Consider the following 17315-nt stretch of genomic DNA (forward strand, 5'->3'; position numbering starts at 1 on the left):
CTAAAGGTGGTCTTGCTACCCTGGAATACTTCAATATAGCTTTTTTTATAACATACAATTTTTTTCTATAATGAAACTATCTATATGCTAATACTTTCCAAAAGGACTTTTATATTTATTGTCGAATTGTGTAGAACAAGGAGAAGAACCATGAGAATGATCCTATTCATCTTGTTCATGATCCTGGTGGGGTGTGGGCAGCAAGATGATATGTCTAAAGAACCGATCCCAACGAATGACGAAGCTCCTGTTTTGGACGAGCAGGTAACAAGGGAAGAGGAATCGAAGGATACAGAACAGCCTTATCAATTTTGGTACAGAGACCAAATACTCATTTTGAATTACCATCACTTATCGGATGATTTAGTCACCCCGTACACGATTAAACCGGCTTTTTTCAGGGAACATATGGAATATTTAAAAAATCATCATTTCCACCCCCTTAAACTCGAAGAGTTCTACGAATTTTTAAATACAGGACTATTGAACCAGGAGAATGCCGTGCTTATCACGTTTGACGATGGGTATGAAAGTATTTACACGGAGGCTTTTCCGATACTTAAGGAGTATGGATTTCCAGCGACGATCTTTGTCATTTATGAGAATTTGCGGGATAGCCTGGAACGGAAGAGGGAGAATAAAATTCCCCCATTGACCTTCGTTCAAATGGACCAGCTGAAACGGAGCGGCTTGATTTCCTTTCAGTCCCATACCTACGGACTACATGTTATTGAGGATGAACGTCCCGAAACGGCGCCTGGGCCTTCAGAGGGAGATCAAGATTATCGCAGTAGGCTTTACGCGGACTTGATGATGGCGCGAAAGGCGTTAGAAGATTTAGTGAAGGAGCCGGTCATCGGCTTGGCCTATCCCTACGGTCACCATAATCCTCGATTGATTAAAGTGTTGAGAAAAGCAGGTTATCAATACGGTTTTTATACAAATATAGGTTTTGTGACAGAACATACGGACCCTTTCCTCATCCCTAAAAACGATATGGGAAATCCAGAGATGGACGGTCGCAGCTTTGAGCATACCCTACGGGATATTATTCATGCCAGTCAAAGGAAGTGATGGAATGCCGCTCAGTGGCACGTTTGATTTTACCCAATTAGATTCGGTATTAAAGAAAACCATTCAGGCGGTGGAAGGAAGTAAAGAACAGATTTTTGGCATTGCGGAAGGGGCTCGGGATGAGAGTCAGGATCTTCGCCATGAGCTCGAGCAGATAAAGCGAGAAGTGACTTTGGTTATTCAACAGACTGATGAGTTAGAGCAGAAATTCAAGTGGAGTCGGAAGCGATTGGTGGAAGTCAGTCGCAATTTTCAAGAGTATGGCGAAGAAGACATCAAAAAATCCTATGAAGTGGCGAGCCAAATTCAAGTCGAGCTCTCTTTATCCAGGGAAAAAGAGATCAATCTAAGGAACCGCCGCGATGAGTTGGAGCGCCGGCTGAAGAATTTGACGGATACGCTAGATAAAGCAGATAATCTGATGACGCAAATCAGTGTCGTTCTGGGATTTCTGACGGGCGACTTAGGCGATTTCAGTACGGCGATGGAAACGGCTCAACAACGCCAGATGCTGGCTTTGCAAATCATCCAAGCGCAGGAGGAAGAACGAAAGCGAGTGGCTCGGGATATTCATGACGGTCCGGCGCAATCCATGGCCAATATCGTGATTCGAAGTGAAATAGCGGAACGCATCTTAGCGCAAGGCAGAATCGATGATGTCCGTACTGAATTAAAAGAGCTGAAAACGACGGTTCGAAATACCCTTGCTGAGGTACGTAAAATCATCTTTGATTTGCGGCCGATGGCGTTGGATGATTTGGGATTGGTTCCTACGCTGCGCAAGTATGTAGAGGATTTTGGCCAGAGGTACCAGGTGGCTTCCGATTTAGTCACCCTAGGTACAGAAGAAAGGCTGCCGACGACGGTGAAAGTGGTGATCTTCCGGTTGATTCAAGAAGCCTTGAACAATGCAGGGAAACATTCGAAAGCCAAACAGGTGAAAGTGAAGCTAGAGTTTCGAAAGGATCAAGTCACCGGCCTTGTGCAGGATGATGGTGTCGGATTTGAGCATTTTGAAAAGACAGAACAGCCGCAATTTGGTATTATGGGAATGAAAGAACGAATGAAGTTGCTTGAAGGCAAGCTGGAGATTCAGTCTGCGACAGGACAAGGCACGCGAGTCGCTTTTACGATACCAATTGATCGGTAAACTAAACATAGCTAAGGGAAGAAGGAGATTATAATGGTAGATACGATTCGCATTGCAATTATCGATGACCATCAGCTTTTTCGGGAAGGAATCAAAAGGATATTAGAGATGGAGCCTAGCTTTGAAGTGGTTGGCATCGGTTCCAATGGGGAAGAAGCGTGCCAGCTTGCGGAAGAAATGAAGCCCGCTATCATTCTTATGGACATTAATATGCCTAAAATGAACGGGGTAGAAGCGACGGAAAAAATAAAAAGCTTGTCTCCCGATACGAAAGTGATTATTTTATCCATACATGATGATGAGAATTATGTTCATCAGGCTTTCTCATCTGGAGCGAGCGGCTATCTCTTAAAGGAAATGGAATCCGATTCCCTAATTGAAGCGATCCAAGTGGTGGCGGGCGGAGAGGCTTACATCCATCCTCGCGTCACGGGCAAGCTGATCACAGAATTTCGTCGTTTGAGTTCTAAGCAGGATCATGACATCGCGAATGTGGAGTTAGCGGACAATGTGTGTGCTGAACGTTTCAATTCCCTTACCCCGCGCGAGAAAGAAGTTCTTCAATTAATGGCAGAAGGAAGAAGCAATAAAGCCATCGGGGATTGTCTCTATATCAGTGAAAAAACGGTAAAGAACCACGTGTCCAGCATCCTGCAAAAGCTGGATGTGCAGGACCGGACCCAAGCTGTTGTCATTTCCATTAAAAACGGATGGGTAAAAATTAGTTAACCTTTTACTCACATTTTGACACATCACGGAATATCCTATAGCAAAAAGGAGGGATATCCGTGATTGCTACGTGGGTAATCTGGTTGTTTGCCATTTACGGTGTATCCGCCATCCTGGTTCACTTGTTCATCCGATGGAATCAGTATTCTAAAGAGGGAGAGCGCGAACTGCGCGTCCATTTGCTGGTTTATAACTCCGAACAATGCTTGGAGGGATCCATCCGTTCTCTCGTCAATTTATCACGCCTAAAGGGTCTGCCGCTTCATTTAGTCGTCTATGACTTTGGATCGACAGACAACACGGGCAAAATCCTTGACACGTTGCAAAAGGAACATCCTTTTCTGTTCGATCACATCGAAATCGTCAACCGAAGCCCCTATCAATTGTTATCCATAGAAGATTCACCCACTCAACCCCTGTTAACCATTGACTTGCGGGAGGGGTTAGGAGGAACGATTCAGCCCACATAAGCCGAGGTTTGACAGGATCATGCATCCCAAAGGGATGCATTTTTGTTTTTTTGTGGGCTTAAAGCTCATTTTGTGTTCTTCGTTTCTTATGCTATGCTGCGGAAAAGGAGGGGGACTTTGTGGATTTTATTCGTTTTGAAGTGAATGGGACAAGCTTTTTAACGGCTGACTTGTCTTTCGATCTGTCGTTCTGGGGGAGGAAAGGAGAGGGTTCGATCGTACAGGTGAGCGAATCGGTGTCGATGGTTGAAGATGAATACGGGGAAGTGACTGCGGACTATAGGTTCGCTATTCGCTTTAGAACGGCTATTTCTTAAAGTTTAGCGGACTCAGGATCCCTTATTTGGTTAAAACACTACTTTTTGTACCTATTTTTGAGCAAATAGCGGACTCAGTGTCCTACAAAACCTCTAATGTGAGCTTTTTTGAAGCAATAACGGATTCTGTGTCCTCTCACCTCGATTGTTGCCATCGCTGTTCCTTTTTTATTGTTTAGGGTACATACGGCGGCAATGCTACCCGTATCATTTGGCAGTAATAGTGCCCTCAAAGCAGTTTTTCATCCCAGCATTAAGTTTAATCAGGTCAGGTTTATGCGGAGCAAGCTATTCCGAGGGACGGGAATCTATAGTTTAACACGGATAAATGGTTGCGATTTGTTCGCAACCATTTTATATGCACCTTTTATGCAAAATTGGATTGGGAAAATTCTTTCGTTTATATATTAGAAACCCGGAATGGCCAATAGCAGCGTAAATTCGGCTTTACGAGAAGTATACCTTTAGAAAATAGACAATAGGAGATCTCTTTCGCACCAAGGTAATCCTATAGTGGAAGACATGATTGGCAGTAACCTTGGGGGATTTCCCCGAAGTTGCAACTATATCGGTTCGGTCTACATGTACAAACCCAATTGTATCCGTCACAACGACAACACCATACTCCAGGGACGTTTTGGTTTACACGGGCTTTTTTGTTTATGAGGATAGAACTGATTTTTGAGGACTTAGGTATTGGAGGTCTAGGGGATTTGTTTTTTTTACTTCTGCAGGATTTACAAGATTTCATTTCGCACCGCCTTCTGTATTGTTCACTTCCTATAGTATTCAGGGAATGATTTTGTGAACGGGCAAGTAACTAGAGGTTAGGTACATTTTAAGTTAAGAAACAAAAAAACTTCAGATGACACATGTGTATCTGAAGAAATTAGTTGAGGCTTTTTGTGATGGAGATAAGCTCAATCATATTGTTAATAAGCTTTATCTTTAAGTACAGTTTGGCCCTTTGTTTCCCAGTGATATACGGATCGATGATTTGGTTCTTGATATCTTCCTTTGCCTTTATGAACGGTTGAAGTTCCTCCATACGATCACCACCTTAAAGTTAATTTTACTCGCTCATTTTAAGGAAAACGATTGTTATGGCAGAAGTCCTTACATTAATAATGAAATTGTTATTTTCAAAAAAATAGCCTGCCATATCTGACAGACTAGATGGAGTGAGTATCTTACGGGGTCAACGATGAATAAGGTTTCATGTGCTTTGATTGGGGCTATTTAAATCATAGCGGACCTGGATTAAGTCAATGTTAAAAGCAAATAAATATTATGTAAATCTACGTTTCATAAAGAAATTCCTTTCGGAAGGGGAGTCACTGGTATTGTAGGCATTTAGCTGCTGTTGAAACAAGCATTTCGATTTTTCCGATTGTTATGTAGTAGAGCTCACTTGGAAGTGAACTCCGAAACACGTCTTAACGTTCGGGACAACTTGGAAATCTTCGAATGTCCCGGATTCTGTTGAAGTTATAGCGGTTCAAGCTAAACTGATTGCGGGTAATAAATTGAAGTATAAAAATATTGTTTGTAGTGACTTGGCAGAGGATACCCGACACCCCTGTGCCATCTTGAAAGGTAACACCCACTGTTCTGCCGATAAGTCTTCTTGCTCTTCTTCGCAACGGCATGATGATCACTCCTTTCTAGTAATAAAATATGCTTTTAAAAAGGAGGGGTTTGGGTTAATTAGATTAATAGATTAGTGGAATTTAATAAAATTTAACTTGATTTGAGAACTCTGAATGGAGCCAGGAACCTGTTTTCCAATGACATCATAGGATGGAAAATCCAAGAGAAAACAAGGTGATTGTCCTGGAAGGCGGAACTTTTTTTCGAGTGCTATTTTTTATCTCTCTGTTAGGTTTAATTTCCGGTATGATGTTGCGGTTTTTTATTGAAACACTTCCTTACGTCGATGAGATGAAAGCTCAAAAAAGAGCGGAGGACGTGCTGCTACAAGCTGCCAAGTGGTACGTGGTTAATAACGGGCCACCTGATCACACGCTTTATACAGAAGAGTCCCAGCAACTATTAATCCCTGATTATCTAAACAAATGGCCTGGCAAAGAACCAATCGAATGTATTATAGAACCGGACGGAACGGTTAGGGTATATACCAGAAAAGATGAGGATTAACAAACTAATCCAAGTGTTTTTAAGATAAAAAAAGCCCCTCGCTACTGGAAAGACTGAGATTCTGACAAGTCCACTCTATCATAAGGCGAGGGGGATATTCATGGCTGAACAACTAGCTTTGTGGGAAAAGAAAGAGAACGATGATTAGTGATATTGCTGAGCTTTTATATGTCTGTCCAACCTTCAGATAAATAGGAGGAAATCTAGTAATATTTATTCATTCCATTCTAGTGCTTTTGAATAAGATAGCATTAAATTCAACTTCAAAGGAGTTGTTATGCACTTGAAAAAATCACAAGCACCTAGATTGGAAAATCAGGTTTATTCAAATCGAGTCTTGAGGTCAGAGTTCGACAGAAATTGAGAACAATACTGTCAAGAAGTGGTTATGTTATATACGTGGCAACAGCAAATAACGCTAAAGTGGAGGTATTGCTTATCGGAGGTTTAAGGAAATTGCTTACTTTCAACAGAGGTGGAAGAGTATTGGTTGGTGGTGGAGGAGTTAGTCACTATAGTAAACCTCATACTGCACAAGATCTTTAACTTTATTGGATCCTGAAAACTAGGATCTTTTTCTTTTGAAAAAAACCTATACCACTTTGTTTATACGACCATTTCACTTATCCGAAGAATGGCTAAAGCACGATTTGATCAGGTTGTTCAGCTCTACGGGCAGTTGTCCAAACCATTCGTTTAAATTTTTCATATATTGTAATCGAGCTCGATATTAAGGAGGAACAATAGGTGGCAAATCCTAAAGGATCTAAAGGAAAAATTTAGATTTAATGGAAATCTATTAAGAAAACTACTTCTCAAAAGGATCCGAGTTGTAACGAATGCTGATACATTCACTGGAACACTGATATGTTTTGACGAATTTGTACTAACATTAAGAATTAGACTCTCCGGAAAAACACTTTTTATAACCATTCCCCAGAAGGAAATCAATGCGATTATTGGTTCTGTCGGACCTCAGCTAACAGGCGGGTACGGCCGATGCATAACAGGGTAAATAGGCTTGAACCGGTGCCTTCAAGTAACGGGATCAAATGCACCAGAAAACCCTGCAAAAGAGAATTCCACAGGATCCTGAAGAAGTCAGGGTCTTTTCTTTATTGGAAGGAGTGATGATAGTTAAAACTCAACTTTCGCACCTTGAAAACACCATAAACCCTTGATGTAACTGGGAATTTTAACAGAAAACAAAAGAAAAACACCCTTTTCCTTTGGTAAAATTAAGTCACCACAACTAAACCACCAAGGAAGGATGTTTTTCATGTCTATCATACCAAATTCCTCGGCTTCTGAACAACAACTTACATCAAAAGTGGATCGTTTTTTCAAGGAACAAAGCATAGGTACGCTGTTAAAGCAATCTAATTTTTTCAAGGACTGTGGATTTACTTGCCTTGAACTGCTTAAATTTATTTTTCTGCTCGTGTTTAGCAAGAAGAATCTCTATCAGACTTTACAAAAAGAAGATTCAACAAACCGTCCCGGAAAAGATAGTGTTTATCGCTTTCTTAATTCCAGCCGCTACAATTGGCGAAAGTTCTTGCTACTTCTTAGCCGTGGACTGATTGAGACAAAGCTCGATCCCCTAACAGAAGAAGACCGTGTGAAGGTACTGATCTTTGACGATTCCCTATTTTCACGTGCCCGAAGTAAGACGGTAGAACTTTTGGCGAATGTGCACGATCATACGACAGGTAGATATGTTCGTGGATTCCGTATGCTCACATTAGGCTGGTCAGACGGGAACACGTTTATTCCACTCTGCTTTTCTTTGCTCAGTTCCCATAAGAAAAGCAGTCGATACGTTGAAATGAATAACGGAATGGACAAACGGACTTCCGGTTATCAACGTCGTAAAGAAGCGTGCCAAAAATCTTTGGAAACCATGCAGGATCTTCTAAAACAAGCACTACAAGCGGGAACAAAGGCTTCTTATGTCTTGTTCGACAGCTGGTTTAGCTTTCCGGTAACCATCATGAAAGTGCTGGAGCAGGGTATGCACGTTATTTGTATGCTTAAATCCATGCATAGAGTGTACTACGTTTACGACGGGCAAAAGCTGAATTTAAACGCCCTATATAAAGCTGTTCGGAAGAGACGTGGGAAATCCAAAATTTTGGCTTCCGTTATCGTTACGTTGGGAACGAACGAAAAAGAGGAGGATGTTCAAGCCAAAATCGTTTTCGTTCGCGATCGCAACCGCAAGAAAAATTGGTTAGCTTTACTTTCAACCGATGTATCCCTTACAGAAGATGAAATCATCCGTATCTATGGGAGACGTTGGGATATTGAAGTTTTCTTCAAAATGACAAAGTCTTATCTCCGTCTGGCCAAAGAATTTCAAGGTCGGTCTTACGACATGATGTTTGCCCACACTACCATTGTATTTGCAAGATATTTGCTTCTCTCGTTGGAATCACGGGAGAACGAAGATCAACGCAGCTTTGGACATTTATTCTACATTTGTTGTGATGAATTGGAGGACATCAAGTTCGCCTCCGCCATCCTTCTTTTAATCGATCTTTTTAAATCTATTGTTCAGGAAGTTCTTATCCTCACCGAGGAGAAGTTTCAAGAGCTTTTTGATAAGTTTTTATCCTGTTTGCCCAAGTATATCAAGGGTTTATTAGGTGTTTCTGTGTGCGAAAGTTGAGTTAAAACTAAACGAAAACTAACTTTTTCAAGATTTTTTTCGCATGTAGGTGTTTGTCGATTCCGACCTGTTCATAAACACATAACTTAACATTGAACAGGAGGTAATAAATAATGGTGAACAATGGTCGACTATTTTGCCAGAGATTTGCAAAAATGATCGGAGGTCAACCTGGATATGCAGGTGGGAAATGTGTAGCAACAATAACAAGAAAGGAAATAGAGCCAACGCGGGAAGGTTTGCCTCTGAAGGCACCCACCCTTCAATGGCGGGGTGAATTGACTGCATCCCAACAAGAGGCGTCGGATCAGGCCGTATCGCTTTTGGGCGGTTTGAATAGCCCACCATGAATACATAAGCAAACTACATAGTTAAAAAGCCCATTCAATTTCAATGTCATCGCTATCCACGTATATCTGACGAACAAGTTTTTGGACGATGGCTTGCTTTGTTGGGAAGTCTGCAGCAACAAGATCTACAGAGTACTGTTTCAATTGTTCACCCGTAATGGTTGAATATATTCGTTCTTCTTGCCTTGCTATTTTATCGTATAAAGCCTGCTCTTCACTATCTAACTTTTTGATCTGCTTATCCAATAATTCCTTTTTATAATTCCCCTCAAGCTTTTGTTACGGTTTAATCATTTTTATAGCCGCTTTTATTAAGAATTTTGTTTAGGTGGATTAACTGATAAATGTGCTATTTTTTGTACTAACCATCTAAGTGAGACTGCCATAATTATATACATTAGAAACGAGTACCAATATTTCCATGTATATAATTCGTATAACCCTAACTTCACAAGCAATGGTTCAAAAATAAAGGAATAGGTAGCTGCCAAAACCAATTTCGCTCTGATAAACAATTTCCAAGTGAGAAAATATTGATATAGTAGCATATTCAAAACGGCAACTATCGATATGTCGAAAGGAAAAACTGGAGGAATCATTGGTAATAGCCTATTTGGATACCCCCACCAAACTAAATTTATGCCAGCAAAGTCTAATACAATCGACACAACGCTCACCATAAGCCCGTAGGTGAGTATTTGGAATACCCTGCTTTTATCGACTATTTTCCACCAAATGAACAATGGAAGTAATGATAATATGAGGCTTATCCACCAATTAAACTGAAACAATTCGCTACGTATCCAATGAGTATACATAGCCTCTTTTAAGGTTCGTTGAATTTCTTGTATTTCATCATATGAAGTGTAAGTCATGTAATACCCCCGATTTAGACGGTTACCTATAAATGCAAATAATTAAATTGTTACCTAAAAATAACCTTGTTAAACTAAACATTCTTTAGCGGAGTAAGGGAGGTATCCAAGATCCTGAAGAAGTCAGGTCTTTTCTCTATTGAGTGGAGTAATAAATAGATAAAACCTAACCAAAACAAACTTTACCACGGTCCATATCCATCTAGGTGAGCATAGAATATATCATTGCTTAATTTTTTTAGGATGGGGTGATGATATGGAATACAAGCCGTGGGGATCCGCAATAAACCCAATGTACCAGTTAGACTCTAAAAAAGAAACGGATATAAAGAAGTCATACGAAAGATTTCAATACATTGCTCCATTCAAAAAAGGTCATTCGAGGTTCTATGTATTTTCTAAATAAATAGTAAGGATTGATGACCATCTCGAGCTCATCCTCGATATGGTCTTTTTTATTATCCAAAACCAACTTTATTAGTAATAAAAGGAGGGTTAAGTCTTTGCTGAAGTCATTCCTTTTTTATTGAAAAAAATTTTTCGTTCTAATAAAGAGGAAGGAAAATGAAGTCCTGGATCCATAACATCCATTCTTTTCTCAATTTGAAGGACCATCTCGTTTTACGACGATTGGTCTTTTTATTTTTCTAACCCCAACCAACTATTGGAGGAATTTATTACTTTTTATTCAATTCATGCTCCTCCTATCAAGTATTACCAACAAATAAATTTTGCCCTTTGTCAGAAAGAAATATGTAAAAGTAAGTTGTATATAAATGGTGGGCTAAATCCAAAATAACTCTTGTCCGAAATACTGGCACAGAAAGGTGGGTGTTTGTGATAACTAAACTTCCACAAGAATATTGGCGCAGAAACATTTATGAACGTGAAGTTAAAGCAACGAAAACAAGGGAGGAATATGAAATGTCCAAGGATGCAGAAAAAATCGCAGAAGCAGTTGCAAAAGAGGAAATCGTAGAAGCAATAGCAAAAGAGGAAATTGCAGAAGAACTAATACCTTTAAGAAGCCACTTAAACCAAATGGAACAAACGCTTAGTCAACTCCAATCCTTTCAATGGAATCCACAGCAAACTGGGCAACAAAATCAGCAGCAGACGAATCAGCTCATGCAACAGATGAGACAATTTGGAAACCAAGTTCAGCAACAACAACAGCAAGCATTCCAACAGTTACAGCAATCCATTCAGCAAGCTGCTCAAATTCTGAACCAAGCAAACCAAGGTATTCAATCGGTTCAAATGCTAACCCAAATGAATCAAATGATTTCTCAATCTCAACAGCAATTACATCAAATGAACCGGCAACAACAAGGTGGTCAACAAAATCAACTGAACGGACAACAAAATCAACAACAACTTCAATAAAAAGTACAAAATCAGCAGCCGTAAACGGGATAACAGCAAATACAAAACAACAGCGGTTATAATATTTCTCCGTTTCTAAGTCCAACGATTCATATTCGTTGGGCTTTTGATTTTGTGATTTCTAAATTGTGAAAGAGGAATAAAGTTCCTTAAATTTTCTCATATTAATTACTGCTGAGGTTAATAAATATTGTGTTTTGTTTCCAAGAAAGTTCACTCCGTTAAACGGGGTGAATTTTTTTATATCCGTTAATCGGGATCAATTTTTTAAAAAAACGCAGGAAATAATACCTAATAATAACATCTATTGGAGGGTGAAAATGGCTGAAAAAGTGGAAACCAAACATAATATTCAATTGACTTCAGCAGAATTAGGTGCTCTTTGGACGCAATATCTCAACGACACTATGGCAACGTGTGTCCTTAAATATTTTTTGAATAAGGTGGAGGACAGTGAAATTAAACCCGTTGTGGAAGACGCTCTAAGTTTGGCAGAAAAACATACAAAGACCATTTCCGATATTTTCACACACGAAAAACATCCGATCCCTATTGGCTTTACTAAAGATGACGTAAATGTTGATGCTCCACGCTTGTTTTCGGATGGTTTGATCTTAATGTATATAAGGAATATGGCCATGGCAGGAATGGGTGCAGCAGCAGCAGCCATAGGCGTATCAGCACGATCAGATGTAAGTGATTTTTTTATGGAAATCATTGCTTCTGTTACGGAAACCCATAACAAATCAAGAAAAGTTTTATTATCAAAGGGACTTTATGTAAGACATCCATTTATCTCAATTCCTGAAAAAGTGGATTTTGTGAAGAAACAAGGATTTTTAACTGGCTTCTTCGGGGAACGGAGACCTTTGATTGCAACGGAAATCACCCATCTCTTTAATAATGTTCATACGAATGCAATGGGTAAAGGGATGTGTTTAGGTTTTGCACAAACAGCTAAGACACAGGAAATTAAGGACTACATGGTAAGAGGAATGAAAATTGCTCAGAAACACATGGAAATATTACAGTCCATTCTGGCAGAATCTGATTTGCCTGCTCCCGTATCATGGGATCAGCATGTCATGGATTCAACCGTACCGCCATTCTCTGAAAAATTAATGATGTTTCATACGACAGCATTGAGTGCTCTTGGTATGGGTAACTACGGGCTTGCCATGTCTGTCAGTGTAAGACGTGACTTGTCCGCTCATTATCAGCGTCTAATACAAGAAATTCTGCAATATTCAGAGGATGGGGCAAATATTATGATTGATTACGGTTGGATGGAAGAACAACCCCAAGCTGATGATCGAAAGGAATTAATTAAAGGGAAAGCAGATCGCTCATAATTCAAAAGCCAATAATAGAGATTATTGATCATTTTTTTTGCTTTCGGTATCTATACCGAAGGTTTTTCAACGTTGAGATGTTATTGCACTAAACCCCCTTAATACCGAGGGACGGGGATCTATAGCTTAATAAAAGAGAGGTTTTACTAGATCCTGAAGAACTCAGGGTCTTTTCTTTATTGGAAGGAGTCGTGTTTCCAAGCCTAACCAAAACTAAAATCAAATACAAAGAGAACCGCTAACCTTAAAAGGAATAGCGGTTCGTTACACACCTCGAGTGAAAAACCGATGAAAGGTGTAGGGAGTTCAAGGTGTGCATTCTCCCTCGGTTTTATTTTGTTCAAAGTTTGCTCAAAAAAGCAGGGCATTTTCATAGATACCCTGCTTTTTTTCGGCCTTGGGGAAAAGGCAATGTTAAGGGCAACCAAGGCACGAAAACCCTTGATCTAAATTACTCTCCTGGTCTACTTTTTATAACCGGAATAACGTAATGTAATCAAATGATCTTTTTATTTTGTTAATGGGATAAAGAGGGGTAGCCAAGTGGCTCCCCTATTCATGATCAAAGACCTGAATAGTGTACTTCCGAAGAACGGGATTCCATTGTACCATGTAAGGTCCAATAAAGTTGAACCAATTGCATTTCATACTTTAAATGTTTTCTGTAAAAATAAATGTGTTTTTCCGGATCAATATGTTCGTAATACTTTGCCAAGGTTCCATACAAACTGGTCTTTTGAAGAAGTTGAGCTAAACGTGGATCCAATTAATATCTTTCCTTTGGATATGTGATCAAGACCAACATATGCTGAGTAGACGTATGGTGTATAGACGGATGACACCATCATGCAAAAATAAATGTCTAAAAGTTAGAGAGAGATTAACCAAACAAACCCAACTCTCTTCTCACCTACTTCATAAAAAAGAAATAATGTAGAAGAGGTGGTGGGAAGATGGTTAATGAATTTTATATTTCTGAGATTCAGTTTTTATCTGTTCAGAATAATAATTTAGTACTTAGGGTTTGGTTTAAGAGTAGGGAAACTGGTGGAAGGATTTCCTTTATTTATAGGTTTGACAGACTGCACACAAATCGGTGGATTTTACATGGGGAACCGCCACCAGAAACCAAAGAGGTTGAGGGAACCCCATGGCAGTAGATCAAATAATATAAGTTTTGAAGCGTGCAAACGACAGCAGAAAATCCAATCTTGGAGCTCTCTTCCAAAGGAAGCGGTGAATCCGCAGGGGACGGAAGAAGTGCCGAGTTCCTCTCCGGCACGATTCGAGGAAACAACCCGCGAAGACCATTACAACTACCTGATGGATCTCGTGCTGGAGCGTGGAAACATGCTGCAAGCCTTGCGCCGCGTGGAGAAGAACAAAGGAGCCGCCGGTGTAGACGGGATGGAGATTCAATCCCTTCGTCCATACCTGTTCACGCACTGGGAGGACATCCGAAACCAACTCCTTAACGGAACCTATAAACCTCAGCCGGTACGTCGAGTCGAAATCCCGAAACCAGACGGTGGTGTGAGAGGTCGGGGGTTAGTCACCCCCTCCTACTTGATTAACTAGAGAAGTTTCACAAGATCCTGAAGAACTAAGGGTCTTTTCTTTATTGAAGGAGTCGTGTTTTAAAATCTAACAAAAACTAATTTTTTTCTCAGGTATTACGTTTTTCAAATCTAACCAAATCGAACTTTTTCAAGATTTTTTTCACATGTGGGTGTTTGTCGATTCCAACCTGTTCATAAACTCATAACTTAACATTGAACAGGAGGTATTAAATAATGGTGAACAATGATCAACTATTTTGCCAGAGATTTGCAAAAATTATCGGAGGTCAACCTGGATATGCAGGTGGGAAATGTGTAGCAACAATAACAAGAAAGGAAATAAGAGAAACTATTTTAGGGAAAAAGTTTGTGGTAACAACTTCTTTCTCATTCGAATCAAAAGATAATAAAACTGGCAAAGCTCTTTGTTTAGGCGGAATAGCACTTCTACAAAGAGAGGTCGAACGGTTTATTTCCGCTATTCGTAAACAGGGGATAAAAGTTTCGTCTATACACAATGAATGGTTATTTGAAAAACCACGTTTGATTTATGTCAACATTGAAACGGTTGAAAAACCATTAGTTTTTGCAAGAAAAGTCAGAACAGCTTTAAATGTTATTAAAAGGCGATAAGACTTATCTTCGGGTAGGGTATCCCTCAAGGAGGGGGGATCAGTGATGACCCTCTCTATTCTCTTTTATTATGGGCTGAAAGCTCATTTTGTGATCTCCGTTTCTCATGCTATGCTGGGGAAAAAGGAGGGTGACTTAGTGAATTTTATTCGTTATGAAATAAATGGGACAAGCTATCTTACGGCTGACCTGTCCTTTGATCTGGCGTTTTGGGGGAGGAAAGGGGAGGTTTCGATCGTACAGGTGAGTGAACCGATGTCGATTGCTCACTGTCTAAGGAATGATAATCCTATTGAAGTCGAACACAGTATAAAAGAGGATCCGCACTTTTTATCGCGTGTTGAACAGGCAGAATCTCGCCTCTCTACTATTCCATTTGGCAGGGCTCTTTTGGAAGAAGAGCTGAATAACTACGGTGTCGAAGGATGGCAGGATGTACTCCAACTTCTCTACTTAAAGGGTCAGGTTCAGATTCTGCCAGGAGTCTCTCTCGAAACGAAAACCTGCAACCGCTGTGGACAGCAACAAATCATAGAAGCCCCTTGCGCCTCATGCAACCAATGGTGTGCCTACTGTACGCTTTGTTTACAAATGGGAAGGAGCAAAGCCTGTACTCCTCTGTATTATATTGAAGAGCCAACGCAGGAAGGTTTGCCTCTGAAGGCACCCACCCTTCAATGGGAAGGTCAATTGACTGCTGCACAACAAGAGGCGTCAGATCAGGCGGTGTCGATGCTGACTTCTTCAAATCAAGAGCTGCTCATTTGGGCGGTTTGCGGGGCAGGGAAGACGGAGGTCACCTTCAGGCCGATTGAACAAGCTTTGAGACTCCACCAAAAAGTCTTGTTCGTCACCCCGCGTAAAGATGTTGTCCTTGAATTGGTTCCTCGATTTCATCAGGCCTTCCCCAAAGCGAAGATCATTGCTCTCCACGGCAAAAGCAAAGAAAAGTGGGAAGAAGCCCACCTGACTTTATCGACCACCCATCAAGCGATCCGATTCTATGAAAAATTTGATTTCATTATCATTGATGAAGTGGACGCCTTTCCCTATCATAATAACCCCATGCTGTACTATGCGGTGGAGCGGGCCAAAAAACCTCAGGCCAATCTTCTGTACCTTAGTGCCACCCCACCGGACTATCTTCGTAAAAAGCCTCACATCCGAATCCCTGCCCGCTACCATCGTAAACCGTTAGCTATTCCTCAATTGTTGTTAGATCCGTCTCTTACAAAGGTTCTTCAAGCAGGGAAAGCTTACACTCCAATCCAGCAGATTCTCGATTATCTTCAGGAAAACCAAAGGCAAGCCTTTTTCTTTGTTCCTTTCATCGAAGGGGTGGAGGAGTTAGTTAATCAACTAACTAAAAACTATCGTTGCTCGATGCGGGTTGAGGGAACGAATTCCCGAGATCCAGAACGGGAAGAGAAGGTGAAACGGTTTCGATCGGGAGAAACCAAGATCCTTGTCACGACGACCATTATGGAACGTGGCGTCACGGTTCCCAAAACCGATGTGATCGTCATGCAAGCCGATGCTCCCATTTTTGATGAAGCGTCTCTCGTTCAAATTGCCGGAAGGGCGGGGCGTTCGTTGGTCGATCCGATCGGTCACGTGATTTTTGTGGCGAGGGAGAAAACGAAAGAGATGAAAAAGGCGGTCAAGCATATTAAAGAAATGAATGCGATAGCCAAGAAAAAGGGGCTGTTGGACTGATGAACGTTTGGAATCTCTTGTTTCCGGTTCAAAACCAATGTGCGTTTTGTGAAAGGAAGGCTCCTAATGGCCTGATTTGCCGATTATGCGAGAAGGATATTCAAAGGATTGAAGGGCCACTTTGTACGTGCTGTGGGAAGCCCATGAAGATAGAAGGCAGCTGTGAGGATTGCATCGCTCGTCCGCAAACCTACTTTGTTTGTAATCGCAGTGCGGTCCGCTACAACACAAAGATGAAAGACATTATGAGTCTATACAAATTCCGAGGCCAAGAATCCCTAGCGGATGTATTGGCAGAATGGCTGGAGCAAGCTTATCATGCTTATTTCGCCAATATACCTTTAGATGCCATCACCTTTGTCCCGATCCATGAGAAAAGAATGCGGGAAAGAGGCTTTAACCAAGCGGAGCAGCTGGCCCTTCGATTGAGCCGGAAAACCAAGCTCCCCATCGTCTCGCTGCTCCGCCGCACCCGAGTGACAGATAAACAAAGCAAGAAGCATCGTACAGAACGCCTTTCCGCTCTGCGGGATGCCTTTGAGTGGCAGACTTGCCTAGAGCCCATTCAGATGGTGCTTCTCGTGGATGATGTTTACACGACAGGGAGCACCGTCAATGAGTGTGCAAGGGTGTTGGCGGAACAAGGGATAATCGTGTATGGGCTGACGGTAGCGAGGTAGGAGACACTAATTATTGATTTGCCAGAGTAGACGATTATTTTGCCAAAGAATAAGATGTTTTTGCTAGACTACCCCCTTTTTCTGCCAGACAAGAAGTGAAAGATTCACAGATACATCAAATAAGAGAACAATGTTTAATTAAACCCGAATTTCGAAAGTCTGTAACATCAACAACAATCATGAAACAACAAAAGAA

General features: G+C 40.9%; 18 protein-coding genes and 1 pseudogene. 15 read left to right on the forward strand and 4 right to left on the reverse strand.

Going from position 1 to position 17315, the window contains the following annotated elements:
• Positions 1–150: 150 nt before the first annotated feature.
• The 5 genes from ABLT31_RS31765 (at position 151) to ABLT31_RS31785 (ending at position 3740) form a co-directional block, all read left to right on the forward strand.
• Positions 151–1074 (forward strand): polysaccharide deacetylase family protein, encoded by a 924-nt coding sequence (locus ABLT31_RS31765; protein ID WP_367759275.1) that lies wholly within the window; start codon positions 151–153, stop codon positions 1072–1074.
• Positions 1055–2224: a sensor histidine kinase gene (locus ABLT31_RS31770; RefSeq protein WP_367759277.1), complete on the forward strand. Its 1170-nt coding sequence runs from the start codon at positions 1055–1057 to the stop codon at positions 2222–2224. The genes ABLT31_RS31765 and ABLT31_RS31770 overlap by 20 nt, the downstream gene beginning before the upstream one ends.
• Before the next feature lie 33 nt (positions 2225–2257).
• Positions 2258–2953 carry a response regulator gene (locus ABLT31_RS31775; RefSeq protein ID WP_367759279.1) on the forward strand — a complete coding sequence of 232 codons (696 nt, stop codon included), beginning with the start codon at positions 2258–2260 and terminating at the stop codon, positions 2951–2953.
• A 59-nt stretch (positions 2954–3012) separates the two neighbouring features.
• Positions 3013–3423 (forward strand): glycosyltransferase, encoded by a 411-nt coding sequence (locus ABLT31_RS31780; protein WP_367759281.1) that lies wholly within the window; start codon positions 3013–3015, stop codon positions 3421–3423.
• A 119-nt stretch (positions 3424–3542) separates the two neighbouring features.
• Positions 3543–3740 (forward strand): hypothetical protein, encoded by a 198-nt coding sequence (locus ABLT31_RS31785; RefSeq protein ID WP_367759283.1) that lies wholly within the window; start codon positions 3543–3545, stop codon positions 3738–3740.
• A gap of 889 nt (positions 3741–4629) precedes the next feature.
• Here ABLT31_RS31785 and ABLT31_RS31790 read toward each other — a convergent pair.
• The gene (locus ABLT31_RS31790) at positions 4630–4788 is read right to left on the reverse strand and encodes a hypothetical protein (RefSeq protein ID WP_367759285.1); all 159 of its coding nucleotides are present in this window, start codon (positions 4786–4788) and stop codon (positions 4630–4632) included.
• A gap of 388 nt (positions 4789–5176) precedes the next feature.
• The gene (locus ABLT31_RS31795; RefSeq protein WP_367759287.1) at positions 5177–5389 is read right to left on the reverse strand and encodes a hypothetical protein; all 213 of its coding nucleotides are present in this window, start codon (positions 5387–5389) and stop codon (positions 5177–5179) included.
• Between the two features lie 151 nt (positions 5390–5540).
• On the opposite strand from ABLT31_RS31795, the gene ABLT31_RS31800 reads away from it, so the two are divergent.
• The 4 genes and pseudogenes from ABLT31_RS31800 (at position 5541) to ABLT31_RS39090 (ending at position 8918) form a co-directional block, all read left to right on the forward strand.
• Positions 5541–5897 carry a hypothetical protein gene (locus tag ABLT31_RS31800; RefSeq protein WP_367759290.1) on the forward strand — a complete coding sequence of 119 codons (357 nt, stop codon included), beginning with the start codon at positions 5541–5543 and terminating at the stop codon, positions 5895–5897.
• Between the two features lie 277 nt (positions 5898–6174).
• Positions 6175–6443: pseudogene (locus ABLT31_RS31805) on the forward strand (hypothetical protein).
• A 733-nt stretch (positions 6444–7176) separates the two neighbouring features.
• A complete protein-coding gene (locus ABLT31_RS31810; protein WP_367759292.1) occupies positions 7177–8568 on the forward strand; it encodes an IS4 family transposase in 1392 nt (463 codons plus the stop codon).
• A gap of 113 nt (positions 8569–8681) precedes the next feature.
• Complete coding sequence (locus tag ABLT31_RS39090) at positions 8682–8918, forward strand: hypothetical protein (RefSeq protein ID WP_462976562.1); 237 nt, start codon at positions 8682–8684, stop codon at positions 8916–8918.
• 21 nt (positions 8919–8939) lie between these two features.
• Here ABLT31_RS39090 and ABLT31_RS31820 read toward each other — a convergent pair whose 3' ends face one another.
• Complete coding sequence (locus tag ABLT31_RS31820) at positions 8940–9164, reverse strand: hypothetical protein (protein WP_367759294.1); 225 nt, start codon at positions 9162–9164, stop codon at positions 8940–8942.
• 65 nt (positions 9165–9229) lie between these two features.
• Positions 9230–9793, reverse strand: a complete 564-nt coding sequence (locus ABLT31_RS31825) for a CBO0543 family protein (protein WP_367759296.1) — start codon at positions 9791–9793, stop codon at positions 9230–9232.
• Between the two features lie 837 nt (positions 9794–10630).
• Here ABLT31_RS31825 and ABLT31_RS31830 point away from each other — a divergent pair.
• The 6 genes from ABLT31_RS31830 to ABLT31_RS31855 all read left to right on the forward strand — a co-directional run bounded on the left by ABLT31_RS31830 (position 10631) and on the right by ABLT31_RS31855 (position 17119).
• Entirely contained in the window at positions 10631–11179 is a 549-nt protein-coding gene (locus ABLT31_RS31830; RefSeq protein WP_367759298.1) for a hypothetical protein, read from the forward strand.
• Between the two features lie 320 nt (positions 11180–11499).
• Positions 11500–12531, forward strand: coding sequence for a DUF3231 family protein (locus tag ABLT31_RS31835; protein ID WP_367759300.1), 1032 nt, complete (start codon positions 11500–11502; stop codon positions 12529–12531).
• A gap of 1107 nt (positions 12532–13638) precedes the next feature.
• Positions 13639–14109, forward strand: coding sequence for a hypothetical protein (locus ABLT31_RS31840; RefSeq protein ID WP_367759302.1), 471 nt, complete (start codon positions 13639–13641; stop codon positions 14107–14109).
• Between the two features lie 215 nt (positions 14110–14324).
• On the forward strand, positions 14325–14723 hold the full coding sequence (locus ABLT31_RS31845; RefSeq protein ID WP_367759304.1) for a DUF1259 domain-containing protein: 399 nt from the start codon (positions 14325–14327) through the stop codon (positions 14721–14723).
• 45 nt (positions 14724–14768) lie between these two features.
• Positions 14769–16439 carry a DEAD/DEAH box helicase gene (locus ABLT31_RS31850; RefSeq protein ID WP_367759313.1) on the forward strand — a complete coding sequence of 557 codons (1671 nt, stop codon included), beginning with the start codon at positions 14769–14771 and terminating at the stop codon, positions 16437–16439.
• Positions 16439–17119, forward strand: coding sequence for a ComF family protein (locus ABLT31_RS31855; RefSeq protein WP_367759306.1), 681 nt, complete (start codon positions 16439–16441; stop codon positions 17117–17119). Before ABLT31_RS31850 ends, ABLT31_RS31855 begins: the two co-directional genes overlap by 1 nt.
• The last annotated feature ends 196 nt before the right edge of the window (positions 17120–17315 follow it).

The organism is Ammoniphilus soli (assembly GCF_040813775.1).